The following is a 24,961-nucleotide window of genomic DNA, read 5'->3' as shown; positions in this document are numbered from 1 at the left end:
CGTGACACGTCACGCCCGTCGGGTTGGTCAGGGTGTGATCGTGGTGCGCGCGACGGGCTCGGCGGCCGCCTGACGGCGGTGGATGCCCCGTGACAAGCCGTCGAGAAGCGCGTCGCGGGTCTCCTCGGGGTGAATCAGATCGTCGAAGCCGAGGTGGCCGGCCGAGCGGAACGACGCGTCCACTTCCGCCTGGCGCAGACGCGCCTCCACGTCTTCGGCCGCGTGCGAAGCCCGGCTCAGCGCGGCGGCGCTCATCGCGCCCATCGTGGCGCCCGGGTAGGCGTAGGTCGCGCTCTGATTGTCGAATCCCAGCAACGACATCACCATCGACCCGAATCCGTAGGCCTTGCGCAACGTCACGTGCAGCTTGATCGTCGTCGCCGTGGTCTGGGCGGCGAACATGCGTGCCCCACTGCGCAATACACCGCTCTTCTCGCTACGGCTGCCCGGCAGCATCCCCGGATTGTCGGCGAGGAAGACGATCGGGAGATGGAACGAGTCGGCCACGGTGATGAAATGCGCTGCCTTGTCGGCCGCATCGGCGTCGATCGAGCCGGCCAGCACGCGCGGCTGGTTGGCCACCACGGCGACGGGATGCCCGCCCAGGTGCGCCAGAGCGCAGATGATCGCCGGCCCGAACTTGGGTTGGACCTCGAACCAATCCGGACTGTCGAACACCGCGTCGAGCACCGCGCGCATGTCATAGACCCGGCGGTTGCCCCGCGGCACGATCTCGAGCAGTTCGGGCGTGGATCGTGGTCCGGTCGTCTCGTCGGCGCCACGCGACGCCGGGTACGACCAGGCGCTCGACGGAAAATAAGACAGGTAGCGGCGAATGTCGTCGAGCACCGCGGCATCGTCGCTGCCCAGGTTGTGGATGACGCCACTGCTCAGCGCCACGTCCGGTCCACCAAGCTGCTCTTTCGAGATGTCCTCTCCGGTGGACTCTTTGACCACCGGCGGGCCGGCGGTGAAGATGGCGCCCTGGCTGGTCATGATCGTCCAGTCGCACACCGGCGCAACGAGGGCGCCGTGCCCGGCCGACGGCCCGAACAGCCCACTGACAGTGGGCACCTTCCCCGAGCACCGGGCCTGCGCCAACAGATCGGTCGGGGTGCGTCCGTAGTGCTCGCCGCTGGGACGAAAACCCGCGCCCTCCAACAGCATCACCAACGGGATGCGATCCGACAGTGCCAGTTCGGCCAGCCGATAACGCTTCGCGTTTCCGCCAGGGCCGATACTGCCCGCCAGGGTGGTGAAATCTTCCGCGCCCACCATCACCGGCCGGCCGTCGATCAACCCGGCCCCGGCGACGATTCCGTCGGCGGCGATGTCGCCGCCGACCAGGCTGCCGAACTCTCGGAATGAACCCTTGTCCAGGAGGTGGTCGATGCGGCCGCGGGCATCCAACTTGCCCTTGCCGTGATGCTTGGCCAGGCGCTCGTCACCACCCATCGCGCGGGAGTGATCCCGGCGACGGGCGAGCTCGCCGAGAGTTTCCTGCCAGTCCCCGGTCCCGGCCATCGGTATCTCCTGTCTTCGGTGGCGACGCGGCCTGCAGCGTTGACCATACTGAATTGCTTACTGTAGCGTCGATCAGCATGGGTGCTGGAGGCGGCCTGAAGGTGGATGCGGCCGTCGTCAGTCCGCTCGCCACCGCTGCGGACGCGGCGATTCGCCTGCAGGGCCTGGGCTACGACGGCTGCTGGACCGCCGAGATCAACCACGACCCGTTCCTGCCGCTGGCGCTGGCTGCTGAACACACCACCAGCATCGACCTGGGCACCAGCATCGCGGTGGCGTTCGCCCGGAATCCGATGACACTGGCCCAGATCGGCTGGGATCTCCAGGACTACTCCCGGGGCCGGCTCATCCTGGGCCTCGGCTCCCAGATCAAGCCGCACATCGAGAAGCGCTTCAGTATGCCGTGGGGCAAACCCGTGGCCCGGATGCGGGAGTTCGTGCTGGCGATGCGCGCGATCTGGTCGTGTTGGCGCAACGACACACCACCGGATTTCCGCGGCGACTTCTACACCCATACGTTGATGACGCCGATGTTCGTCCCGCCCGCGCACAGCTTCGGGGACCCCAAGGTCTTCGTCGCCGCGGTCGGGGATCGGATGACCGAGATGGTCGGCGAGGTCGCCGACGGTCTGCTCGCCCACGCGTTCACGACGCAGCGTTACCTGCGGGAGGTGACGGTGCCGACGCTGTCACGGGGTCTGCAACGCGCGGGGCGGGCCCGCGCAGACGTCCAGCTCACCTGCCCGATGTTCGTCGTCACCGGCCGCGACGACACCGAAGTCGCCACGGCTGCGACAGGCACCCGCAAACAGATCGCGTTCTATGCCTCCACCCCGGCCTACCGCAGCGTGCTGGAACTCCACGGCTGGGGGGAGCTGCAGACCGACCTGCACCACCTGTCGCGTGCCGGGCGCTGGGATGAGATGGGCGCCTTGATCGACGACACGATCCTCGACGAGTTCGCGGTGGTGGCGCCGGTCCGGGACGTGGTGACGAAGATCAGGTCACGCTGCGCCGGCCTGATCGACCGTGTGCTGGTGGGCTTTCCGTCATCGATCGACGAGACCACCATTGCCGAGCTGGTGACCGATCTGCGCAGTGGGACGAAGGAGACGAGATGAGCGTTCGGATCGCCGACGAAGCAGCCAGGGTGTTCGCCGACCCGAGTGCCTACGCCGACGAAACGCGGCTGCATGCGGCAATGACGCATCTGCGCGGCAACGCCCCGGTGTCGTGGGTCGATGTCGAGGGCTACCGCCCCTTCTGGGCGATCACCAAACACGCCGACATCATGGCGATCGAACGCGACGACGCGGTGTTCACCAACGCGCCACGTCCGGTGCTCACCACCGCCGAAGGCGACGCCCAGCAGGCCGCGATGGGCGTGAGCACACTGATCCACATGGACGATCCGCAGCACCGCAAGATCCGGTCGATCGGTGCGGACTGGTTCCGCCCGAAAGCGATGCGCGCGTTGAAGGTCCGCGTCGACGAGCTGGCCAAGGACTTCGTCGATCAGATGTTCCGGCGCGGCGGGGAGTGCGACTTCGTCCAGGAGGTCGCGGTGAACTTCCCGCTCTACGTCATCATGTCCCTGTTGGGCATACCCGAGTCCGACTTTCCCCGCATGCTCACCTACACCCAGGAACTGTTCGGTAGCGACGACACCGAGCTGCAGCGCGGCGTGACCATGGAGGAGCGTGGGCTCGCGTTGTTCGACATGTTCACCTACTTCAACGAGATCACCGCTGCACGGCGGGCTCAACCGACCGAGGACCTCGCGTCCGCGATCGCCAATGCCCGCATCGACGGGGAGCCGCTGTCCGACATCGACACGGTGTCCTACTACCTGATCGTCGCCACCGCCGGGCACGACACCACCAGCGCCACCATCTCGGGTGGCCTGCACGCCCTGATCGAACATCCCGACCAGTTGTACCGGCTCCAGCGCGAGCCCGCGCTGCTGCCGCTCGCGGTCGAGGAGATGATCCGGTGGGTCACGCCGGTCAAGGTGTTCATGCGGACAGCCCGACAAGACACCGTCGTTCGGGGCGTCCCGATCGCCGCGGGGGAGTCGGTGCTGCTGTCCTACCCGTCGGGCAACCGTGACGAGGACGTCTTCACCGATCCGTTCACCTTCGACGTCGGTCGCGACCCCAACAAGCACGTCGCGTTCGGCTACGGAGTGCACTTCTGTCTGGGCGCAGCGCTGGCCCGCATGGAGATCACCAGCTTCTACGCCGAATTGCTGCCCCGGCTCACCTCGGTGGAACTGGCCGGAACGGCCGAGCATACGGCGACCGTCTTCGTGGGCGGGCTCAAGCACCTACCCATCCGCTACGCGCTGACTGGCTGACCACCCGAGTTGCCGCGGGCGGCCGCGTGCAACGCCGCACCTCGGGAACCCTTCTCGTGGTGCGACAGGGCCTGGATGGACACGTCGTGTCCTTCGGCCGCCTTGCGCAGCGCGCCGACGGTCGCCTGGTCTTCGGCGATGTGGCTGAACGGGTCCCAGTGATACCAGCGCATCGCGTTCTCGAACGTCATCTTGTTGATCTCGTCGTCCGGCACGTCGTTGGCCTTCAGGACCTCGTCGAGTTGCTCGGGGGCCTCGGGCCACATCGAGTCGCTGTGCGGATAGTCGGCCTCCCAGCAGATGTTGTCGATGCCGATCTGGTTCCGCAGCGCCACCCCGACCGGGTCGGAGATGAAACAGGTCAGGAAGTGCTCCCGGAAGACCTCGCTGGGCAGCTTGCCGCTGAAGTCCTGGCCCGTCCACGTGGAGTGCATCTCGTAGGTGCGATCGGCCCGTTCCAGGAAGTACGGGATCCATCCGGTGCCGCCCTCCGACAGCGCGATCTTCAGATCCGGATACTTCTTGATCGGCGCGGACCACAACAGGTCGGCGGCAGCCTGGACGATGTTCATCGGCTGCAGCGTGATCATCACGTCCATCGGCGCATCCGGGGCGGTGATCGCCAACTTGCCTGAGGAGCCGATGTGGACGTTCATCACGGTGTCGGTGTCCACCAACGCCTTCCACACCGGGTCCCAGTATCCGTCGTGAAAGCTGGGATAGCCCATGGCTGCGGGATTCTCGGAAAAAGTCAGCGCGTGCACCCCCCGTTCGGCGTTGCGCCGGATCTCGGCGGCGCAGGCCTCGGCGTCCCAGATCACCGGCAGGGTCATCGGGATGAACCGGGCGGGGTAGGCCCCGCACCACTCCTCGACATGCCAGTCGTTGTAGGCCTGCAGCAGCGCCAGGCTGAACTCCGGGTCCTCGGTGGCGAACAGCCGTCCCGCGAAGCCGGGAAACGACGGGAAGCACACGGACCCGAGGATGCCGCCGGCGTTCATGTCCTTGACCCGCTCGTCGACCTTCCAGCAGCCCGGCCGGATCTCGTCGAGACCCTGTGGTTCCAGCCCGTATTCCTCCTTGGGCCGACCCGCGACGGCGTTGAGCGCCACGTTGGGGATCACCACATCGCGGAACTGCCAGGTGTCGGAGCCGTCCTCGTTGTGCACCAGACGTGGTGCCTCTTCCAGGTACTTCTTGGGCAGGTGGTTCTTGAACATGTCCGGCGGCTCCACCACGTGGTCGTCCACGCTGATCAGGATCATGTCGTCTTTGTTCATGGCCGCCGTCCTGTATTCGCTTACCGTATGGACGACAGTTTAGCGCGCCAGGTCTATCCGGTCGGCCGAGTCCAGTGACGCGTCCCGGGTCTCGCGCATCACCAGGATCGCGACGAAGGTCAGTGACGCCGCGATGAACAGGTACAGCCCCACCCACGCGACACCGAAACTGGTAGCCAGCCAGGTGGCGATGAACGGAGCCACCGCGGCACCGAGAATGCTCGAGACGTTGTACGAGATCCCCGACCCGGTGTAGCGGACGTTGGTCGGGAACAGCTCCGGCAGCACCGCGCTCATCGGACCGAAGGTCAAGCCCATCAACGTCATTCCGATGATCAGGAACAGCAGCATGGTGCCCGCCGAAGTGTTGCCGGAGCCGAGCATCGGGGCGAACAGCGCGCCGTACACCATGATCCCGGCGGTCACCACCAACAACGTCCGTCGCCGCCCGAACCGATCGGCGAGCAGACCGGCGACCGGCAGGGTGGCCGCGAAGAACAGCACCGCGATCAGCTGCAATTCCAGGAAGTCGACATAGGCGAAGCCGAGCCCCGCACCGTCGGGCGGCAGCTTGGCGGTGCCGAAGCTCAGTGCCCACGTCGTCACGATGTAGAACAAGGTGTACGTCGCAAGCATCACGAACGTGCCGATGATCAGCTGCCGCCAACTGGTGCGGAACACCTCGGCCAGCGGCGCCTTGACCTTCTCGCCGCGAGCGACGGCCCGGCTGAACACCGGGGTCTCCAGGATGCGCAGCCGCACATAGAGTCCGATGGCGACCATCACCGCGCTCAACAGGAACGGCACCCGCCATCCCCAGGTGAGGAACGCGCCGTCCGGGTCGGGGTCGACGTTGCTGTGGCCCAGCATCAGGATCAGTCCCACGAACAGGCTGTTGGCCAACAGGAAGCCCAGTGGCGCCCCCAGCTGCGGCCACATCGCGGCCCACCCCCGCTTACCGGGGGCCGCCGTCTCGGTGGCCAACAACGCCGCGCCACTCCATTCGCCGCCGAGCGCCAGGCCCTGCGCGAACCGCATCACCGCGAGCAGCGCCGGCGCGACAAGGCCCACCTGGGAGTAGGTCGGCAACAGCCCGATCGCGAACGTCGCGATACCCATCAGCAACAACGAGGCGACCAGCGTGGTCTTGCGCCCTGCCCGGTCGCCGAAATGACCGAACAGGATGGAGCCCACCGGGCGGGCGACGAACGCAAGGCCGAACGTGGCCAGCGAGGCCAGCAGCGCTGTGGTCGGGTCGCCCTTCGGGAAGAACAGGTGGGGGAACACCGAGACGGCCGCGGTGGCATAGATGTAGAAGTCGTAGAACTCGATGGTGGTGCCGACCATCGAGGCCAGCACGATCCGGCGGCGGGGGACCCCGTCGATCGTGTTGCTGTCCGAACCGTGACTGCTGTTCACCGCACCTCCAGGTGGTCGGGCAAAGCCACATCATGCCAGCGCGGCGACGGATCAGTTGGCGCGTTCCCAGATGGCGCGCACCGTGTCGATGGTGTCGGCCTCGGAAGGGGGTTTGTCGTCGCGGTAGCGCAGCACCCGGGCGAACCGCAGCGCCATCCCCCCGGGGTAGCGCGACGACGTTTGGATCCCGTCGAACGCGATCTCGACCACCTGCTCGGGACGCACCGAGACGACGTAACCGTCGGTGGGGCCGTCGGCCAGGCTCAGGAAGCGCTCGGTCTGCCAGGCCAGAATCTCGTCGGTCATTCCCTTGAAGGTCTTGCCCAGCATGACGAAGTTGCCGGTCGCCGGGTCCAGCGCGCCGAGGTGGATGTTGGACAATCTGCCGGTGCGCCGGCCCGAGCCCCATTCGACAGCCAGAACGACGAGATCGAGCGTGTGCACCGGTTTGACCTTCAGCCAGCCCGCGCCGCGGCGGCCGGCCTCGTACGGCGCAGTGGGGGACTTGGCCATCACACCCTCGTGGCCGGCCGCGAGCGTGGCGTCCAGAAACTGCTGGGCCGCAACGGTATCCGAGGTGGTCAATCGGTCGACGCGCTGCGGTGCGGGCACCGCGGCGTCGAGTAACGCGAGCCGATCACCGGCGGGTAGGTCGAGTACATCCCGGCCGTCGATGTGCAACACGTCGAAGAAGAACACCGACAGTTGCTGGGCGTCGGCCGCCGCGACGCCGCCGCGCCGGCCGAATCGCGAAGCGGTGACCTGGAAGCGGTGGGGTCGGCCGTCGGCGCGTAACGCGATCGCCTCGGCGTCGGCGATCAGCCTGCTGACCGGCAGGGCCAAGGTGGCGGCCTCGATTTCGGGCAGCCGTGCGGTGACGTCGTCGAGGCTGCGGGTGTAGATCCTCACCGCCTGGCCGTCGCGGTGGATCTGGACCCGGGCTCCGTCGAGCTTGGCTTCGAAGACGGCCGTGCCGCCCAGTCGCTCGAGAGCGTCACCGACACCGGTCGCCGTCTGCGCGAGCATGGGCCCCACGGGGGTGCCCACCTGCAGCGTGAACCGCTCGAGCGCCGCCGCACCGTCGGTCATCGCCGCGGCGGCCACCGCCGGCAGGTCGCCGCTGAGCATTGCGGCGCGACGGACCGCCGCACCCCGCAGGTCGGCGGCCCGGGCGACCGCGTCGGCCATCACCCCGACCAGGGCGCCCTGGCGCAGTTCGCCGGTGAGCAGGCGGCGCAGGAACATCTGTTCCACATCGGTGGCCGCACCGAACAGTTCGGCCAGCAGTTCGGCGCGGCGAGCCTGCGAGCCCTTCCCGGCGGTCGCGCCGATCATGCCGAACCTGTCGTCGACCTCGAGCACCTTCAGCACCGGCACCGTCGCGGGTTCCGGGACGGTGCGCAGTGCGGCCCAGCCGACACCGATCTGGCGTTGGGTCAGCTCACCGGACAACCACGACACGATGACGGCGACCTCGCGGGGCTCGGGCCCGGCGAGCCGCAGCAGATCGGCGATGCGCGCGACCTTGGCCAGCCGAGCCGACGTGCCGGCGACGTCCGCGGAGGCACGGGCAACCTCTAGCAACAACACGGCGTCAGCCTGACATGACGCACCGACAGCGTCACGTCACGGCGAAATCGACGGAATGCCAGCCCGTCGCGCCGTCGGGAACCGGATCGGCCCGCTCGGAGGTCTGCGTGTAACCGGTGTTGTCGGTGGCGCGCACGGTGATCGTGTGCGGTCCCGGTTGCCGGGCCTCCCAGTCGAGGCTCCACAGCCGCCACGTCTCGTCGGAGTACGCGGCACCGAGCGTGGCCTGCTGCCAGCGGCCCTCGCCGTCCGGGCCGTCGACGCGGACCTCGACGGCACGCACCCCGCGGTCCTGCGCCCACGCGACACCGCCGAACGTCACCTGGCCCGCGGGTACGTCCTGGCCGCTGCGTGGGACGTCGATGCGGGATTCGGTCTTGATCGGGCCGCGGGCCGACCAGCCCAGCCGCGTCCAGTACGCCTCGGCGCTGTCGAAACGGGTGACCTCCATGTCGATCACCCACTTGGTGGCCGACACGTAGCCGTAGAGGCCCGGCACGACGAGGCGGGCCGGGTAACCGTGCTCGACGGGAAGCGGTTCGCCGTTCATCGCGACGGCGAGCATCGCCTTCTCGCCGGTGAGGGCGTCGACCGGAGTGCCGGCGGTCCAGCCGTCGATCGACCGGGACAGCACCATGTCGGCGTCGTCGCGGACGCCGGCTTCGGCGAGCAGATCGCGCACCCGGTAACCGGTCCACACCGCATTCGAGATCAGTTCGCCGCCCACCGGATTGGAGACGCAGGTCAGTGTGACGGCCTGCTCGACGGCTTCGAAACGGTCCAGGTCGCCCCAGCGGAAGGTCACCTCACGATCGACCATGCCGTGAATTCTGAGTTCCCACTGCTCCCGGCTGAGCTGGGGCACCGTCAGCGCGGTGTCGATGCGGTAGAAGTCGGGGTTGGCGGTGACGAACGACGGTAGGTCGACGTTCTTCGGTTGCACCGTCGGCGGAATCGGGGCAGCGGGCACGTCTACCTCGGGCAGCGCGAACTGCTGTCGATCACCGGCCACCGACGAGGTCAGCCGGGTGATGACGGCCCCGGCGACGCCGCTGGCGACCCCGGCGCCGATCAGGCCCAGCGTGAGCAGCGACCGGCGTTTCGCACGGTCGGGAGGCCCGGCCTCGCTGTCTTCAGCACTTTCACCGGCTCTGCCGGCTGGGCTGGTTTCACCACTCTCACCGGCTCCGCCGGCTTCACCACTCTCACCGGCTCCGCCGGTGGTGGCAAACCGGTCCGAGATCAGCAGCCGCAGAGTCCCGATGCCGCAGACTGCGCCGACGATGGTCGGGATGACGTCCACCGCGGAGCCCTGCGCACGGCTGAGCACCGCGGCGCACCCGACCACACCGGCGATCGCGATCATCGCGCTGCCGATCGGGCGGCGCTTGCGTTCGGCGAGACCGGCGACCGCGGCGAGCAGCGCGATCACCACCAAGATGGCCACCGACAGAACCAGCTTGTTCGCGGTGCCGAACAGCTGGATCGCCCACTCCTTGACCGGGCCTGGGGTCAGCTCGATGACGGCAGAGCCGACCGCGGTACGCACATCGGCCTGCGGGCCGAACGCGGCAGCGAGCAGTTGCGCGACACCGACGGCGACTGCGGCTGCGGCGATGCCGCCCGCCGCGCGCGGGCCGTCTGCGCTCATGCCGCCAAGTTACCGCCGGGAGGTACCCAAAAGGGTTACCGAACTATGTCATCCGCTAGGTTGCTTTACAGTTCCACCACAGTTTGGAAAGTCCAGAGAAGTCCTGGAAGAGCGTCAGCAGAGTCACGGAAAGGGAGCTAGATGGAGATCGAGGGCAAGAAAGCCGTCGTCGTCGGGGGCGCGTCCGGGTTCGGTCGAGCGACCGCGGAGGCGCTGGCCAAGCGTGGCGCGGCCGTCGCCGTGCTGGACCGTCCCCAGTCGAACGGCAAGGACGTCGCCGCCGAGATCGGTGGCACTTTCCACGAGGTCGACGTCACCGACTTCGAGGGCACCGAAACCGTGCTCAACGCAGCCGTCGACGCTCTCGGAGGCCTGCACATCGCGGTCACCACCGCCGGCGGCGGGATCGCCGAACGCACCCTGAAGAAGGACGGCCCGCACAGTCTCGACTCGTTCCGCAAGAGCATCGACCTCAACCTCATCGGCACCTTCAACATCAGCCGGCTGGCCGCATGGCACATGTCGACGAACGATCCCGTCGATGAGGCAGCCGAGGAGCGCGGCGTCATCATCAACACCGCGTCCATCGCGGCGTTCGAGGGCCAGATCGGGCAGGTCGCCTACACCGCCTCGAAGGCGGCGATCGCCGGGATGTGCCTGACCATGGCGCGTGACATGGGAAGCCTGGGTATCCGCGCGCTGGCGATCGCGCCGAGCCTGTTCGCCACCGGTCTGACCGAGGGCATCCCGGATGAGTACGTGTCGATGCTGACGAAGGATGCGGCGTTCCCCAAACGCCTCGGCAAGCCCGAGGAGTACGCCAAGCTCGCACTGGCGATCGTGGAGAACCCGATGCTCAACGGACAGTGTCTGCGGCTGGACGCGGGACAGCGCTTCGCCCCCAAGTAAACGGTGATTCGGCGTGGGTGTCGCCGCTGAGGACGTTCTCTGTTCAGGGCCATCCACGTCGGAGTCGCTGGCAGGATGACGGGATGCCCATTGACGTGATGCTCACCGAGACCGACCAGGAAGCATTGCAGCGCTGGGTACAACGGACCGGGATCGGCAATTCGGTGACCGATGTCGAGCCGCTGACCGGTGGCTCGCAGAACATCGTCGTGCGCCTGCGGGTCGACGGCCAGCCGATGGTCCTGCGCCGCCCACCCGAGCATCCCCGGCCGACCAGCGACAACACCATGCGCCGCGAGATCGCGGTTCTGAGCACACTCGCCGGCTCCGATGTGCCGCATCCGGAGCTGATCGCCGGCTGCGAGGACCTCGACGTGCTCGGAGTGGTGTTCTACCTGATGGAGGCCGTCGACGGGTTCAACCCCGGCACCGACGTCGACGACGCGTACGTGCAGGACGCCGGCATGCGACATCGCGTCGGTTTGTCCTACGCGGCCAGTCTGGCCCGGCTGGGCCGGGTAGCGTGGCAGGACCGTCCCCTCGCCGAGCTCAAACGCCCGGGATCCTTTCTGGCGCGCCAGGTTCCGCAATTCATGCGGTTGTTGGACAGCTACCGCCACGAGCGCTACGAACCCGAGTCGTTCCCGTCGGTGCACCCGCTGGCCGAGTGGCTGGAGGCCAACCGGCCCCCGGACGCCGAGCCCGGCATCATGCACGGCGACGCCCATCTGAACAACGTGCTGCTGCGTCGTGAGGTCCCCGAGCTCGCGGCGTTCATCGACTGGGAGATGTGCACGGTCGGGGACCCGCTGCTGGACCTCGGCTGGATCCTGATCTGCTGGCCGCAAGGTCCGAACCCGATCGACGCCGGCGCCGAACTGGGCGCGCTCGGTGGTCTGGCGACCCGCGCGGAGTTGCTCGAGGCCTACCAGGATGCGGGCGGGCGTCCCACCGGTCGGCTGACCTGGTACCTGGCGATGGCGTGTTTCAAGCTGGCCATCGTCATCGAGGGCACGTGGTCGCGCTACCTCGCCGGCCAGGCCAGCTCCGAAGCCGGCGAACGTCTGCACGCCTCGGCGGTCAACCTGATCGAGCTGGGAACTCGGGTGACCCGGGACGACAATCCGTTTCTGTGACCCGCGTTCGGGCCGTCACCGGTAGGCGTCCCACCCCAGCTTGACCGCCAGCGCGAGTCCTGCCAGCCCGATGGCGAACCGCATCGGCCGCACCGGTGCGTGACGCACGATGACCGGACCGAGGCGCGCACCGAGCAGGCAGCCGAGGCCCAGCGCCGCGACCGCGCCCCACTGCACCGGCGCGATCACCGCGAAGATCAATGCGGCCACGCTGTTGGCGACGCCGAGGATGACGTTCTTGGCCGCGTTGGCGTGGGCCAGCCGCTCGTCGCCGACCCGGAGTAACAAGGCCAGCAGCAGCACCCCGGCGGCAGCGCCGAAGTATCCGCCGTAGATACAGATGGCGAAGATCGCCACCGCCTGGGCGGCGACTTTCACGGTGTGCCGGTTGTGGCTGGACACCCGCGAATAGCGCGTGGGCCGTACCGGGATCAGGATCGCCACGGCGGCGAACCCCAACAACAGCGGCACGAGCCGTTCGAAGCCCTCAGCCGGGGTGGACAGCAGCAGTGCCGCACCGACTACACCGCCCAGCGCGGCCACCGGCAGCACGCGACGTAGAGACGCGCCCTGACCCGCCAGTTCGGGTCGCGAACCCACCACCGAACCGACCCCGTTGAACACCAGCGCCACGGTGTTGGTGACGTTGGCGGTGACCGGCGGCAGTCCGATGGCGAGCAGCGCAGGGTAGGTGGCCACCGATGCGAGACCGGCGATGCTTCCGGTCAATCCACCCAGGATTCCGGCCGCGAACAGCAGCACCGCTTGCGACCAGGACACCGGCACATTGTGACAACCCGATCCCGCCACCAGCCCATCGGCGATATGTGTTTGCGCTCACCGGCACCCGGAGGTGTAGCATCGCTGCCGTGCCGAGTCGACTCGTAGTAGCAACCCGCAGCGGGGTCTGATCCTGACCGACCCCTCGCTGTGGGTCGTCGCTACTTCGTCGGTCACTTCCTCATCCGAAGGCCGGCACCATGAATTCTCTGATCGCTTCCCCAGCCAGTGCGGCACCACGCGCTGTGATGCCTTTTGCGACCCATATCGACCATCCGATGCCGCGTGCGCTTAGGGAGCATGCCGCCACCAAGACGTTCGACGAGTTCGTCGACGAATACGCACCAACGGCCGGACCGGTGCGATTGGGCCAGTGGTCCTGCGACGACGAGCAGCGCCCTGCCCGCCGCATCGGGCCGCAGGCCCGCACCTATCAGGCGACGTTGGCGCTGGGGGACTCCATCGACACCTCCCAGGCCGCGGCGACGGGCCCCGTCGCGGCGTTGACCGCGATGCTCTACGAGCGGGGGATCGCCGTCGAGATGACCGCGTTTCACCAGCTCCCGGCCGGTGAGCACACCGCGACGTTCATCCGGGGGTGCGACGGCACCCGCAGCGAGTGGGCGATGGGCTGGTCAGCCGACCCCACCCAGTCCGCCCTGCGAGCAGTGATCGCCTGCGCGAACCGGTTGCTGGCGTCGGCCTGAGATCCGCGCCGCAGCGCCCCCGCCCCGAAGCGCTCAGCGCAGCGGGCGCAGCACGATGGGCATGCCGTCGACCGGGACGGCCATGCCGCCGTAGTCGTAGCGCGGCGTATATCCCGGGTGGGTGAGCTCGAGGCGGTACTTGCGCAGCAGCCGGTGCATGACCGTCTTGATCTCCAACTGCCCGAACACCATGCCGATGCACTTGTGCGCGCCGCCGCCGAACGGGGCGAACGCGTAACGGTGCTTCTTGTGCTCGTTGCGCGGTTCGGCGAAGCGTTCGGGATCGAACTTCTCCGGGTCGGTCCACAACTCGGGAAGGCGGTGGTTCAGCGCCGGCCACGTCATGATCGCGGTGCCCTCGGGGATGTAATACCCCAGCAGGTCGGTGTCGCGCACGGCCTGGCGGAAGTTGAAGGGCAGCGGGGTCTGCATCCGCAACGCCTCGTTGATCACCAGGTCGTAGGCCTCGAGCTTGTCGAGCGCCTCGATGTCCAGTGGGCCGTCGCCGATGCGCTCGGACTCCTCGCGCAGCCTCTCCTGCCACAGCGGGTTGGCCGCGAGGTGATAGGCCATCGTGGTCAGCGTCGACGTCGAGGTGTCGTGAGCAGCCATCATCAGGAAGATCATGTGGCTGACGACGTCGTCGTCGGTGAAGCTCTGGCCGTCCTCGTCCTGCGCGTGGCACAGCACGCTGAACATGTCGGTGCTCTCGGAGCGCCGCTTCTCGCCGATACGCGCGTTGAAGTAATCCTCCAGCGTCTGGCGTGCCTTGATGCCGCGCCACCAACTCAGCGGCGGCACCGGTTTACGCACGATGGCGTTGCCCGCGCGCGTGGTGGTGGTGAATGCCTCGTTGACCGTGGTCACCAGTTCCTTGTCGGTACCGGCCTGATGCCCCATGAACACCACCGAGGCGATGTCGAGGGTCAGCTCCTTGACGCTGGGATAGAACAGGAAGCGAGGATCGTCGGCGATCCAGTCGTGGGCGATCACGGCGGAGGCCACCGAGTCGATGTGCTCGACGTATCCGGTGAGGCGGCTGCGGGTGAATGCCTCCTGCATGATTCGGCGGTGGTACATGTGGTCGTCGAAGTCGCGCAGCATGAGCCCGCCCTCGAAGAACGGCCCGATCACGGGATCCCAGGCGCGTTGTGAGAAGTCCTTGTTGCGGTTGGAGAAGACGGCCTGCGTGGCGTCGGGTCCCAGCGCACCCACCGCGGGCAGCACCTGCGAGCCCGAGTAGTAGATGGGGCCCCACTTGCGGTACTGGTGCAGGATGAAGTCCGGTCCGCCGCGGAACATCTCGATCATGTGGGCGAGGATCGGCAGGCCCTGGTCGCCCTTGACGGCCTTGAGACCGCTGCCGGCCGGCGGCTCGGCCAGCGTGATCTCCTTGAAATCGTGCGCCAGCAGGCGCTTCTCCACCGCGCCCATCCCCGGGATGGTCACCGGGGTCGGCTTCAGCCGTCGTTTGGCCTGGTCAATCCAGTAATCAGTGCTGCTGATCGTCGTCATCACACGCTCCTGAGCGGGCATACTGTGGTCGATGTCACCTGCGCTCATCCTGGTAGCACGACTTGACGCATGTCAAGTTTGGCCGAGGGCGAGTCGTGGTGCGAAGGTCTAGCCCATGACTGCCGAACCCAACGACACCCGCCAGAGCCGCGGCGACCGGCAGCGTGAGGCGATCATCACCGCCGTCCGTGAGCTGCTCGAGGAGCGCTCGTTCGCGGAGTTGTCCGTCAGCACCATCAGCGAGCGGGCCGGCGTCGCGCGCTCGGGCTTCTACTTCTACTTCGAGTCCAAGTACGCCGTGCTCGCGGTGATCGTCGCCGACGCGATGGAAGAACTCGACAAGCTCACCCACGACTTCGCCCCGCGAGAGCCGGACGAATCCCCGTCGAAGTTCGCCGAACGCATGGTGGGTTACGCCGCGGCAGTGTTCGCGTCGAATGACCCGATCATGGCTGCGTGCAGTCTGGCTCGCAGCACCGATGCGCAGATCCGCGAGATCATGGACGACTTCCAGGACACCGTGGTCGACAAGATCGTCGGCCTGGTCAGTCAGGACACCGGCGCGCGGCCGGTGTCACCGGACATCCGGGCGTTGGTGCGGACCCTGACCGCGGTGACGTCGATGACTCTGTCGCACGACAGTGCTTTCGTCGGTCGCGATCAGGATCCCGCCCACGCTGTGGAAATCGTGCAGCGCCTGTGGCAGTACGGCCTGTGGGGCCGCGACGACCTGCCGAGCTGACGGTGGGTCGCCGGTAGGGTCGGCTGTCATGGCGCAGCAGAGCGGCTCGAACGCTGGATTCCGCACCGGCTTTGCAGGGAAGCGCTGCTTTTTGACCGGCGCGGCGAGCGGGATCGGGCGTGCGACCGCGCTGAGGCTGGCCGCCGACGGCGCGGAGCTCTACCTGACCGACCGCAACGCCGAGGGATTGGCTGCGACGGTCGCCGACGCCCGCGCGCTGGGCGCGGTGGTGGCAGCTCACCGCGCCCTCGACATCTCCGACGTCGACGAGGTCGCCGCGTTCGCGGCGGACATCCACGCCAGTGGGCCCGCGATGGACGTGGTGATGAACATCGCCGGTGTGTCGGCGTGGGGCACGGTGGACAAGCTGACCCATCGGGACTGGAAGTCGATGATCGACATCAACCTCATGGGCCCGATCCACGTCATCGAGAACTTCGTACCGCCCATGATCGAGGCGCGCCGCGGCGGGCACCTGGTGAACGTCTCGTCGGCTGCCGGGTTGGTCGCCCTGCCCTGGCATGCCGCCTACTCGGCGAGCAAGTACGGCCTGCGCGGTCTTTCGGAAGTGTTGCGGTTCGATCTCGCCCGTCATCGCATCGGGGTGTCGGTCGTGGTGCCCGGGGCGGTGCAGACCCCGCTGGTGGACACCGTGCACATCGCGGGAGTGGACCGCGAGGACCCGCAGGTGCGCAAGTGGACCGGACGGTTCTCCGGTCACGCGGTGTCCCCGGAACACGCCGCCGAGCGGATCTTGCGCGGCGTCGCCAAGAACCGCTACCTCGTCTACACCTCGCCGGACATCCGCGCGCTGTACCTGTTCAAGCGAACGATGTGGTGGCCCTACAGCATCGCGATGAAGCAGGTGAACCTCGTGTTCACCCGGGTGCTGAAGCCGAAGAAGGCAAAGCCGCAACAACGCTGACAGCCAACAGCGCAACAGCGCAACAGCGCCGACGGCTTAGGGCGCAAAGCGCAGAGGTTCAGCGCGTACCCCAGTCCCACGGCGGCGTCGTGAGCAGACCCTGCTCGGCGATCCGGGTCTCGCCCCAGTCCTTGTACAGTTCGAGCTCCCATGCGTCGCTGTCGTCGGAGCCGAGCGGCGCGGCGCCCAGGCACTCGCGCAGCGTCGGCGAGTGCGTCACGACGATCAGCTGGGTGCGGGTGGCGGCCGACGCGATCAGTCCCGCCAAAGGCCGGACCAACTCGGGATGCAGAGAGGTCTCGGGCTCGTTGAGCACCATCAGCGAGGGTGGCTGCGGGCTCAACAGCGCGGCCGCCCACAACAGGAAACGTAATGTGCCATCCGAGATCTCGGCGCTGCGCAACGGGCGCAGCATGCCCCGCTGGTGAAGCTGCAGGTCGAACAGGCCATCGTTGACCGCCACCGACACCGTCGCACCATCGAATGCGTCGGCGACGGCGCGGGCGAGATCATCGGTACCGGTCTCGAGGATCGTCTGCACGGCGGCCGCCAGGTCGGCGCCGTCATCGGCGAGTACCGGGGTCCGGGTGCCGACCTGGGGCCGTCGCGACGGCGCGTGGGTGTCGGCCCGGAAGCCGTCGTAGAACCGCCAGTCGCGCAGTCGCTCCCGCACCGTGACCAGCTCCGGCGTCGCCCCCGCCCAGTCGGCGAGGACGCTTCGATGCGCAGCCAGGTCGCGGACGAGCTCGTCGAACCCGTGCCCGGTATCGGCTGCTACCTGGACGTATCCGCGCGTCCTGCGCACCAGCGTCGTCGCGCGCCGGGCGGCGGGCCCGGAGAAGATCACCTCGCGTTTGACCTCGGGGTCGCGCCCGAACGCGGTCTCCTTGGCCTGCGGGAGGCCCAGATCCACCAGATAGCCGAAATCGTCGGAGGCGTAACCGAGTTCGATGGAGACCGGGCGGGTACGCGGGCCGCCCTCGGCGGTGCCGGTCCGACGCGCACCGCCGAGGTGCTCGGGGCCGGCCCACAATGCCGAAGCGACGCCGCCCTCTCGGGCGAAGGGCCCGATCACTTCGCCGCGCCCGCAATCGGCCAGCAGGCGCAGCGCCCGGTACAGCGACGACTTGCCAGTGCCGTTGGCGCCGGTGACGACGGTGAGTCGGCGCAGTGGCACCACCACCTCTCGCAACGACCGGTAGCCCCGGATCGCGACCGTCTGCAGCATGGTTGCGACGCTAGCGGTCCCCGCCGACATCACCGACGATCACTGTGGGGCCGGTGTGGGGGCGGGCATCGCCAACTCCAGTCGCACGCCGAGCAGACGCACCGGCCTGTCCAGGTCGAACAGATCGAGCAGCTCCAGAGCCGTGGTGACGACCGGGCCGGGGTCGGTGGTGGGCAGGTCGAGCTTGCGGATCTTGGTGCGGGTGAAGAACGTGGCGGTGCGGACGGTGACCGCGACGCGGGTGACGAGGCGGTGCTGTTCGACGACCTCGGCCAGGGTGCGGTGGGCCAGGTCGGTGACCGCGTCACCCATGTCGGCGCGGTCGGTGAGATCGGCGGCGAAGGTGACGACATGGCTGCGTGAACGCGGCACCCACGGCTGCGCGCTGACGGTGTCGTCGCCGCCGCCCTTGGCCAGCAGCAGGATCCACAACCCCGTCGTCGGGCCGAATGCCGACGTCAGGATCGCCGCGTCGGTGCCGGCCAACTCGGCCACGGTGGTGATCCCCATGGTGGCGAGTTTCTTCGCGGTCTTCGGTCCGACGCCCCACAGCGCGTCGACAGGCCGGTCGCCCATGGTGGCCGGCCAGTTCTCGTCGGTCAGGGCGTGGATGCCCGCCGGCTTGCCGAATCCGGTGGCGACCTTCGCGCGCTGCTTGTTGTCGCTGATACCCACCGAACAGGTCAGACCGGTCTGGGCGGTGACGAGTTCCTGGATGCGGCCGGCGAGGTCGACGGCCTCGCGCAGCTCGACGAGGTCACCGCCGAGGTAGGCCTCGTCCCACCCCCACACCTCGACAGGATGGCCCAGGTCGCGCAGCAGACCCATCACCTGCTCGGAGGCGGCGTCATAGGCCGCGGGGTCGGATGGCAAGAAGGTCGCGTCAGGACAGAGGCGGGCGGCCCTCCGCAGCGGCATGCCGGCATGGACGCCGAAGGTACGTGCCTCGTAGGAGGCACATGTGACCACCTTGCGCGGCTCGGACGGGTCGCCGTTGCCGCCGACGATGACCGGTAGGCCGGCGAGTTCGGGATGGCGCTGCAACTCGACCGAGGCCAGGAAAGCGTCGATGTCGACGTGCAGGATCCACGGTCCGGCCGCCGGGGTCATGTCCCGCAGAGCTTGCGCGCCACCGTCTCCCAGGCATCACCGAGATCGGCCAGGCTGCGGCCGCGGTCGGTGAGCTCGTGCCGCACGTAATCGGCGTCGAGCAGGTCGAGGAGAGCGGTGGCCTGGGTGTCGAGGTCTCCCGATGTGCCCGCGCTCTCGAGCAGCAGCCGGATATGGCTGTGGTGCAACGTCATCGGAGCGTTGAACCGCATCTGCGGGTCACGGTTGACGTCGGAGAGCAGAGCGTGGTGGGTGTCGACGAACTTCAGGCGCTCGCGACCGTAGGCGAGCAGGCGCTGCAGGGGAGGGGCGCCTGGACCCAGGGGCGGAGGGCCGAACAGGATGGCCTGCTGCTGAGCCTTCTCGTCCTCGTCGAGCAGCACCACCATCAGGCCGGCGCGGCTGCCGAACCGCCGGAACAGCGTGCCCTTGCCGACGCCGGCCGCCGCGGCGATGTCGTCGGTGGTGACCGCGTCGGCGCCGCGCTGGTCGACCAGCCGGCGCGCGGCCTGCAGCAGCAGGGCCCGGTTGCGTGCGGCGTCGCCCCGCTCGGGCGGGCCGGCTTCGCTCACCGTCAGCGTCGGCAACCGGTCAGACACAGGCACCTCACAACTCTATCCCAGCCGGAATAATTCGGACTCGAGTCCGGTTAGTGGGGGGCGACGACGAGCGAGCGGAGGGTGGACGTGACGGAGAATGCGAACGCGACGGTACTGGTGCTGGTGGGAAGCCTCCGGGCCGCCTCGGTCAACCGCCAGCTGGCGGAACTGGCCGCGGAATCGGCGCCGGCCGGCGTGCGGGTCGAGGTGTTCGACCGGCTCGGCGAGGTTCCGTTCTACAACGAGGACATCGACGGGCCGACCGTGCCCGAACCGGCGCAGGCGCTGCGTGCCGCCGCCAGCCGCGCCGCCGCCGTTCTGGCCGTCACGCCCGAATACAACGGCAGCGTGCCGGGGGTGTTGAAGAACGCGATCGACTGGTTGTCCCGGCCGTTCGGCGACGGGGCGATCAAGGGCAAGCCGCTGGCCGTCGTCGGCGCGGCGCACGGCCGCTACGGCGGCGTCTGGGCGCACGACGAGACCCGCAAGTCTTTCGGCCTCGCCGGAGCGCGGGTGGTCGAGGACCTGAAGTTGTCGTTGCCGACCGCCGAGCTGGGGGACCGGCATCCGCGGGAGAACGCCGAGGTCACTGCCCGTTTTCGTGACATCGTCGGCAAACTGCTGGCCGAGACCGACTGACGCTCGTCGGTCCGGCCGAGGTTGCCGCTCCGGCGCAGCGGCTCTGCTGGAACGCCATCGGGGTGGACGCGCAGGTGGCTGAGCGCGGGAAATGCCGTCCCACGCTGAGTTTGCGGAGCCGGCGAACTGTTTGCTGGCGGGTTTGGGTGGCGGTACCGAGGGTGCGCGTCGTGTCGGTGGCTGGTGCTAGACATCTCTTGTGGCTTCCCGACACGCCGATGTGATGCGCGACACGCCGGACGCCGCGCTGGTCGCAGGCTTACGACCTGGGAATTTCAGAAATGTCATTCAGAACATCTTGTATCCCTTCGCAATGTCGGACACTAGGTGTAGTGTTTCGAACACCGACGGACCCCCAAGATCTGGTGGTCGGCCGGAGTCACCAGATCCGGCGGAGTCGGCCTACCGGCCCGGCGGGACGTGGCCCGGACGGCCAGGAATTTCACGGGCCGGCGGGCCGCTGAACCTCAGTGGGACGCACCATCCGACCAGTTGCCAGCACCAGCCGTTGACTCGCCTCATTCTCGACAGGAGCCGTAGCGCAGATGACTCAGCCCGCATCCGTCACCGTGTACACCAAGCCCGCCTGCGTGCAGTGCAACGCGACCTACAAGGCGCTCGACAAGCAGGGCATCGCCTATGACGTCGTCGACATCAGCCTCGACGACGAGGCCCGCGACTACGTGATGGCGCTGGGCCACCTGCAGGCGCCCGTCGTGGTCGCAGGCGGCGAGCACTGGTCGGGCTTCCGTCCCGATCGGATCAAGGCACTGGCCGGCGTCGTCTCAGCGTCTGCCTGATCCCTCCCACCTGCCGGCGGGCCCGGAACCGACCTCGAGGAGTCACCGTGAGTCATCTCGTCTACTTCTCCAGCGTGTCCGAGAACACCCACCGCTTCGTCGCGAAGCTGGGATTGCCCGCCGAGCAGGTCACCAGGATCCCGTTGCACGGGCGCATCGAGGTCGACGAGCCCTACGTGCTGGTGGTGCCCACCTACGGCGGTGGGAAGGCCACCCCCGACATCAACAGCGGTGGCTATGTGCCCAAGCAGGTCATCGCGTTCCTCAACAACGAACACAACCGGTCGTTGCTGCGCGGCGTCATCGCCGGGGGAAACAACAATTTCGGCGCCGAGTTCGCCTATGCGGGCAACGTCATCTCCCGCAAGTGTGCGGTGCCATACCTCTATCGCTTCGAACTCATGGGAACCCCGGACGACGTGGATGCCGTTCGTGCCGGACTGGAAGATTTCTGGAAGGAACAGACGTGCCACCAACCGTCACAGCTGCAGAGCCTGTAACCACCGACGGCGCGCACGCGCTTCCGGGCGAAACGGATTACCACGCGCTCAACGCGATGCTGAACCTGTACGACGCCGAGGGCAGGATTCAGTTCGACAAGGATGTGCTCGCCGCCCGCGAGTTCTTCCTGCAGCACGTCAACCAGAACACGGTGTTCTTCCACAATCAGGACGAAAAGCTCGACTACCTGGTCCAGAAGAACTACTACGAGCGCGAGGTGCTCGACCAGTACTCCCGCAACTTCGTCAAGACGCTGCTGGATCGCGCGTACGCCAAGAAGTTCCGGTTCCCGACCTTTCTGGGCGCGTTCAAGTACTACACGTCCTACACGCTGAAGACCTTCGACGGGAAGCGCTACCTGGAGCGCTTCGAGGACCGCGTCGTCATGGTGGCCCTGTCGCTGGCGGCGGGTGACACCACGCTGGCCGAGAGGCTGGTCGACGAGATCATCGACGGCCGCTTCCAGCCGGCCACCCCGACGTTCCTCAATGCCGGCAAGAAGCAGCGTGGTGAGCCGGTGAGCTGCTTCCTGCTGCGCATCGAGGACAACATGGAGTCCATCGGGCGCTCCATCAACTCGGCGCTGCAGCTGTCCAAGCGCGGCGGCGGAGTCGCGTTGTTGCTGACCAATATTCGAGAGCACGGCGCACCGATCAAGAACATCGAAAACCAGAGCTCGGGTGTCATCCCGATCATGAAGCTGCTCGAGGACTCGTTCTCCTACGCCAACCAGCTCGGTGCGCGCCAGGGTGCCGGTGCGGTGTACCTGCACGCCCACCATCCCGACATCTACCGATTCCTGGACACCAAGCGGGAGAACGCCGACGAGAAGATCCGGATCAAGACGCTGAGTCTCGGCGTCGTGATTCCGGACATCACGTTCGAGCTGGCCAAGAAGAACGAGGACATGTACCTGTTCTCGCCCTATGACGTGGAACGGGTCTACGGCATCCCGTTCGCCGATATCTCGGTGTCGGAGAAGTACTACGAGATGGTCGACGACAGCCGCATCCGCAAGACGAAGATCAAGGCCCGCGAGTTCTTCCAGACCGTGGCCGAGCTGCAGTTCGAGTCGGGCTACCCGTACATCATGTACGAGGACACGGTGAACCGGGCCAACCCGATCGACGGCAAGATCACCCACTCCAACCTGTGCTCGGAGATCCTGCAGGTCTCGACGCCCTCGGAGTTCAACGACGACCTGTCCTACGCCAAGGTGGGCAAGGACATCTCGTGCAACCTTGGGTCGCTGAACATCGCCAAGGCGATGGACTCACCGGACTTCGCGCAGACCATCGAGGTGGCCATCCGGGCGCTCACGGCGGTCAGCGACCAGACCCACATCACGTCGGTGCCGTCGATCGAGCAGGGCAACAACGACTCTCACGCCATCGGCCTCGGACAGATGAACCTGCACGGCTATCTGGCGCGCGAGCACATCTTCTACGGCTCCGAAGAAGGTGTGGACTTCACCAACATGTACTTCTACACCGTGCTCTACCATGCGCTGCGGGCGTCGAACCGCATCGCGATCGAGCGGGGCACCCACTTCAAGGGCTTCGAACGCTCGAAGTACGCCAGCGGCGAGTTCTTCGACAAGTACACCGCCCAGGTGTGGGAGCCCAAGACCGACAAGGTGCGCGCGCTGTTCGCCGATGCCGGCATCCGCATCCCGACCCAGCAGGACTGGGAGCGGCTCAAGGAATCGGTGCAGGCCCACGGCATCTACAACCAGAATCTGCAGGCGGTTCCGCCGACCGGGTCGATCTCCTACATCAACCACTCGACCAGCTCGATCCACCCGATCGCCAGCAAGGTCGAGATCCGCAAGGAAGGCAAGATCGGCCGCGTCTACTATCCGGCGCCGTACATGACCAACGAGAACTTGGAGTACTTCCAGGACGCCTACGAGATCGGCTACGAGAAGGTCATCGACACCTACGCCGCGGCCACCCAGCACGTCGACCAGGGGCTGAGCCTGACGCTGTTCTTCAAGGACACCGCCACCACCCGCGATGTGAACAAGGCGCAGATCTACGCGTGGCGCAAGGGTATCAAGACGCTGTACTACATCCGGCTGCGCCAGATGGCTTTGGAGGGAACCGAAGTCGAGGGTTGCGTGTCCTGCATGCTGTGACCGGGATGGTGCGGCCGCCATCGCGAACGTGTTGCCACGGTAGCGCCGAGACGTTCCTCGCTACCGTGGGTGCACGTTCGGCGGCCGGTCGCCGCCGAACGAAGGGGTGCGCGTGAAACGGGCGACTCGGCTGCGGTGACCGATTACCCGCTGACGCCGGTCCAGCAGCGCGCGTGGTTGAACTACATGCGCGTCTACCATCGGCTCGAGTACGAGATGAACCATCACCTGCGGGCCGAATGCGGACTCTCGCTCTACGACTACACGGTGCTCAACGCGCTGTCGCGCGCACCGGATCGCCGCCTACAGGTGACATCGCTCGCAACGGTGATCGGGTGGGAGCGCAGCCGACTGTCGCACCACCTCGTGCGGATGGCGCGACGTGGCCTCGTCGACCGTCTGGCGTCGGAAACCGATGGTCGGGGCACGTTCATCGTCCTGTCTGAGCAGGGCTGGGACTTGCTCGTGCGCGCCGCTCCGACGCACGCCGAGTGGGTGCGTCGGGCCTTCTTCGCCGACCTGGATCCCGAACGCGAGGAAGCCCTCGCCGCCATTCTCGCCACCGTGCACGAGGGATTGTTGCGCGAGGGCACCCTGCCGCGTCCGGACGTCTAGACCTGGTTGATGCCACCGTCGACGACGATTTCGGACCCTGTCATGAAACTGCTTGCGTCCGAGGCGAGAAACACGACCGCCGCGGCCAGTTCCTCGGGATCGCCGATGCGTTTCATCGGGTTCGACGCCAGGCCATCCAACATGGCTTGGCGCTGCTCTTCGTCGGCCTCCAAGCCGTGCAGCCCCGGTGTCATGATCGGACCGGGAATGACGGTGTTGACGCGGATTCCGCGGTCGGCCAACTCCGTCGCCCATGTGCGACCGAATGACCGGATCGCGGCTTTGGACGCGGCATAGGCGCCGAACGCCGGGGTGCCACGGGTGGCCGCAGTGGAGCCGGCCAGCACGATCGAGGCGCCGGGGGTGAGCAAGGGCAGTGTCTTCTGCACCGTGAACACCGTGCCGCCGACGTTGCGGTTGAACGTGTCGGCGAGGTGTTCGGGGGTCTCCGCTTCGAGGGTCACGTACTCACCGCCGCCGGCGTTGGCAAAGACGATGTCGAGTCCGGTACCGCCTTCGCGAATGACATCGATCAATCGGTCCAGATCCGCCAATGCGGTGACGTCACTGGCCACACCGACCACGCCGCTTCCGAGGGACGTGGCGGCATCCTGAACCCGTTCTTTGGTGCGGCCCGTGATGAACACCTTCGCGCCTGCATCGGCGAACGCGCGGGCGGTCGCGTAGCCGATGCCCGACGTCCCGCCGGTGACCAGTGCTGTTTTACCTGCAAGTGGGGACATCTCATGCTCCTGTTGTCGGGGAACGTCCGTCGCGTTCCGCCGGCACAACAAGGTG

23 protein-coding genes are annotated in these 24,961 nt (G+C 67.4%); 12 read left to right on the top strand and 11 right to left on the bottom strand.

The features are described from left to right. Window positions 1–27: 27 nt before the first annotated feature. Complete coding sequence (locus tag J3476_RS10135) at window positions 28–1,524, bottom strand: acyl-CoA carboxylase subunit beta (protein ID WP_207066360.1); 1,497 nt, start codon at window positions 1,522–1,524, stop codon at window positions 28–30. A 77-nt stretch (window positions 1,525–1,601) separates the two neighbouring features. Between J3476_RS10135 and J3476_RS10130 the strand changes: the two genes are divergently transcribed. Next, window positions 1,602–2,645, top strand: a complete 1,044-nt coding sequence (locus J3476_RS10130) for an LLM class F420-dependent oxidoreductase (protein WP_207066359.1) — start codon at window positions 1,602–1,604, stop codon at window positions 2,643–2,645. Then, on the top strand, window positions 2,642–3,880 hold the full coding sequence (locus tag J3476_RS10125; RefSeq protein ID WP_207066358.1) for a cytochrome P450: 1,239 nt from the start codon (window positions 2,642–2,644) through the stop codon (window positions 3,878–3,880). Before J3476_RS10130 ends, J3476_RS10125 begins: the two co-directional genes overlap by 4 nt. Here J3476_RS10125 and J3476_RS10120 read toward each other — a convergent pair. The 4 genes from J3476_RS10120 to J3476_RS10105 are packed head-to-tail and all read right to left on the bottom strand — an operon-like array spanning window position 3,862 to window position 9,820. Next, the gene (locus J3476_RS10120; RefSeq protein ID WP_207066357.1) at window positions 3,862–5,160 is read right to left on the bottom strand and encodes an amidohydrolase family protein; all 1,299 of its coding nucleotides are present in this window, start codon (window positions 5,158–5,160) and stop codon (window positions 3,862–3,864) included. The genes J3476_RS10125 and J3476_RS10120 overlap by 19 nt on opposite strands. Window positions 5,161–5,199: 39 nt before the next feature. After that, window positions 5,200–6,579, bottom strand: a complete 1,380-nt coding sequence (locus J3476_RS10115; RefSeq protein WP_286182852.1) for an MFS transporter — start codon at window positions 6,577–6,579, stop codon at window positions 5,200–5,202. Window positions 6,580–6,630: 51 nt separating this feature from the next. Continuing rightward, complete coding sequence (locus tag J3476_RS10110) at window positions 6,631–8,169, bottom strand: ATP-dependent DNA ligase (RefSeq protein WP_207066356.1); 1,539 nt, start codon at window positions 8,167–8,169, stop codon at window positions 6,631–6,633. Between the two features lie 31 nt (window positions 8,170–8,200). Then, window positions 8,201–9,820 (bottom strand): molybdopterin-dependent oxidoreductase, encoded by a 1,620-nt coding sequence (locus J3476_RS10105; RefSeq protein ID WP_207066355.1) that lies wholly within the window; start codon window positions 9,818–9,820, stop codon window positions 8,201–8,203. 141 nt (window positions 9,821–9,961) lie between these two features. Here J3476_RS10105 and J3476_RS10100 point away from each other — a divergent pair, with 141 nt between their 5' ends. Beyond that, window positions 9,962–10,729: an SDR family NAD(P)-dependent oxidoreductase gene (locus J3476_RS10100; RefSeq protein WP_207066354.1), complete on the top strand. Its 768-nt coding sequence runs from the start codon at window positions 9,962–9,964 to the stop codon at window positions 10,727–10,729. Between the two features lie 83 nt (window positions 10,730–10,812). Next, entirely contained in the window at window positions 10,813–11,865 is a 1,053-nt protein-coding gene (locus J3476_RS10095) for a phosphotransferase family protein (protein WP_207066353.1), read from the top strand. Between the two features lie 15 nt (window positions 11,866–11,880). Here the strand turns inward: J3476_RS10095 and J3476_RS10090 are convergent, their stop codons facing one another. Then, complete coding sequence (locus tag J3476_RS10090; RefSeq protein WP_207066352.1) at window positions 11,881–12,645, bottom strand: sulfite exporter TauE/SafE family protein; 765 nt, start codon at window positions 12,643–12,645, stop codon at window positions 11,881–11,883. A 200-nt stretch (window positions 12,646–12,845) separates the two neighbouring features. Here J3476_RS10090 and J3476_RS10085 point away from each other — a divergent pair, with 200 nt between their 5' ends. After that, window positions 12,846–13,352 carry a homocitrate synthase gene (locus tag J3476_RS10085; protein ID WP_373889046.1) on the top strand — a complete coding sequence of 169 codons (507 nt, stop codon included), beginning with the start codon at window positions 12,846–12,848 and terminating at the stop codon, window positions 13,350–13,352. 33 nt (window positions 13,353–13,385) lie between these two features. On the opposite strand, the gene J3476_RS10080 is transcribed toward J3476_RS10085, so the two are convergent. Beyond that, window positions 13,386–14,867: a cytochrome P450 gene (locus tag J3476_RS10080; RefSeq protein WP_207066350.1), complete on the bottom strand. Its 1,482-nt coding sequence runs from the start codon at window positions 14,865–14,867 to the stop codon at window positions 13,386–13,388. Window positions 14,868–14,982: 115 nt separating this feature from the next. Between J3476_RS10080 and J3476_RS10075 the strand changes: the two genes are divergently transcribed. Continuing rightward, the gene (locus J3476_RS10075; protein WP_207066349.1) at window positions 14,983–15,609 is read left to right on the top strand and encodes a TetR/AcrR family transcriptional regulator; all 627 of its coding nucleotides are present in this window, start codon (window positions 14,983–14,985) and stop codon (window positions 15,607–15,609) included. Window positions 15,610–15,637: 28 nt separating this feature from the next. Continuing rightward, the gene (locus J3476_RS10070; RefSeq protein WP_207066348.1) at window positions 15,638–16,534 is read left to right on the top strand and encodes an SDR family oxidoreductase; all 897 of its coding nucleotides are present in this window, start codon (window positions 15,638–15,640) and stop codon (window positions 16,532–16,534) included. A 58-nt stretch (window positions 16,535–16,592) separates the two neighbouring features. On the opposite strand, the gene J3476_RS10065 is transcribed toward J3476_RS10070, so the two are convergent. The 3 genes from J3476_RS10065 to J3476_RS10055 are packed head-to-tail and all read right to left on the bottom strand — an operon-like array spanning window position 16,593 to window position 19,477. Further along, window positions 16,593–17,762: an AAA family ATPase gene (locus tag J3476_RS10065; protein WP_207066347.1), complete on the bottom strand. Its 1,170-nt coding sequence runs from the start codon at window positions 17,760–17,762 to the stop codon at window positions 16,593–16,595. A gap of 39 nt (window positions 17,763–17,801) precedes the next feature. Continuing rightward, the gene (locus J3476_RS10060; RefSeq protein ID WP_207066346.1) at window positions 17,802–18,872 is read right to left on the bottom strand and encodes a DNA polymerase IV; all 1,071 of its coding nucleotides are present in this window, start codon (window positions 18,870–18,872) and stop codon (window positions 17,802–17,804) included. Next, window positions 18,869–19,477, bottom strand: a complete 609-nt coding sequence (locus tag J3476_RS10055) for a TetR/AcrR family transcriptional regulator (protein ID WP_286182850.1) — start codon at window positions 19,475–19,477, stop codon at window positions 18,869–18,871. Before J3476_RS10055 ends, J3476_RS10060 begins: the two co-directional genes overlap by 4 nt. Window positions 19,478–19,558: 81 nt before the next feature. Here J3476_RS10055 and J3476_RS10050 point away from each other — a divergent pair, with 81 nt between their 5' ends. The 5 genes from J3476_RS10050 (at window position 19,559) to J3476_RS10030 (ending at window position 24,163) form a co-directional block, all read left to right on the top strand. Beyond that, window positions 19,559–20,110 carry an NADPH-dependent FMN reductase gene (locus J3476_RS10050; protein ID WP_207066345.1) on the top strand — a complete coding sequence of 184 codons (552 nt, stop codon included), beginning with the start codon at window positions 19,559–19,561 and terminating at the stop codon, window positions 20,108–20,110. A gap of 545 nt (window positions 20,111–20,655) precedes the next feature. After that, on the top strand, window positions 20,656–20,910 hold the full coding sequence (locus J3476_RS10045; RefSeq protein WP_207066344.1) for a redoxin NrdH: 255 nt from the start codon (window positions 20,656–20,658) through the stop codon (window positions 20,908–20,910). 47 nt (window positions 20,911–20,957) lie between these two features. Next, window positions 20,958–21,410, top strand: coding sequence for a class Ib ribonucleoside-diphosphate reductase assembly flavoprotein NrdI (gene nrdI, locus J3476_RS10040; RefSeq protein WP_207066343.1), 453 nt, complete (start codon window positions 20,958–20,960; stop codon window positions 21,408–21,410). Then, complete coding sequence (gene nrdE, locus J3476_RS10035; RefSeq protein ID WP_207066342.1) at window positions 21,377–23,548, top strand: class 1b ribonucleoside-diphosphate reductase subunit alpha; 2,172 nt, start codon at window positions 21,377–21,379, stop codon at window positions 23,546–23,548. The genes nrdI and nrdE overlap by 34 nt, the downstream gene beginning before the upstream one ends. Before the next feature lie 135 nt (window positions 23,549–23,683). Continuing rightward, on the top strand, window positions 23,684–24,163 hold the full coding sequence (locus J3476_RS10030) for a MarR family winged helix-turn-helix transcriptional regulator (RefSeq protein WP_286182849.1): 480 nt from the start codon (window positions 23,684–23,686) through the stop codon (window positions 24,161–24,163). On the opposite strand, the gene J3476_RS10025 is transcribed toward J3476_RS10030, so the two are convergent. After that, the gene (locus tag J3476_RS10025) at window positions 24,160–24,906 is read right to left on the bottom strand and encodes an SDR family NAD(P)-dependent oxidoreductase (RefSeq protein WP_207066341.1); all 747 of its coding nucleotides are present in this window, start codon (window positions 24,904–24,906) and stop codon (window positions 24,160–24,162) included. The two genes, J3476_RS10030 and J3476_RS10025, sit on opposite strands and share 4 nt — an antisense overlap. Between the last annotated feature and the right edge of the window lie 55 nt (window positions 24,907–24,961).

Origin of the sequence: Mycobacterium sp. PO1 (genome assembly GCF_017312405.1) — a bacterium.
Classification (GTDB): Bacteria; Actinomycetota; Actinomycetes; order Mycobacteriales; family Mycobacteriaceae; genus Mycobacterium.
This window is presented reverse-complemented; position numbering and strand designations above follow the sequence as displayed.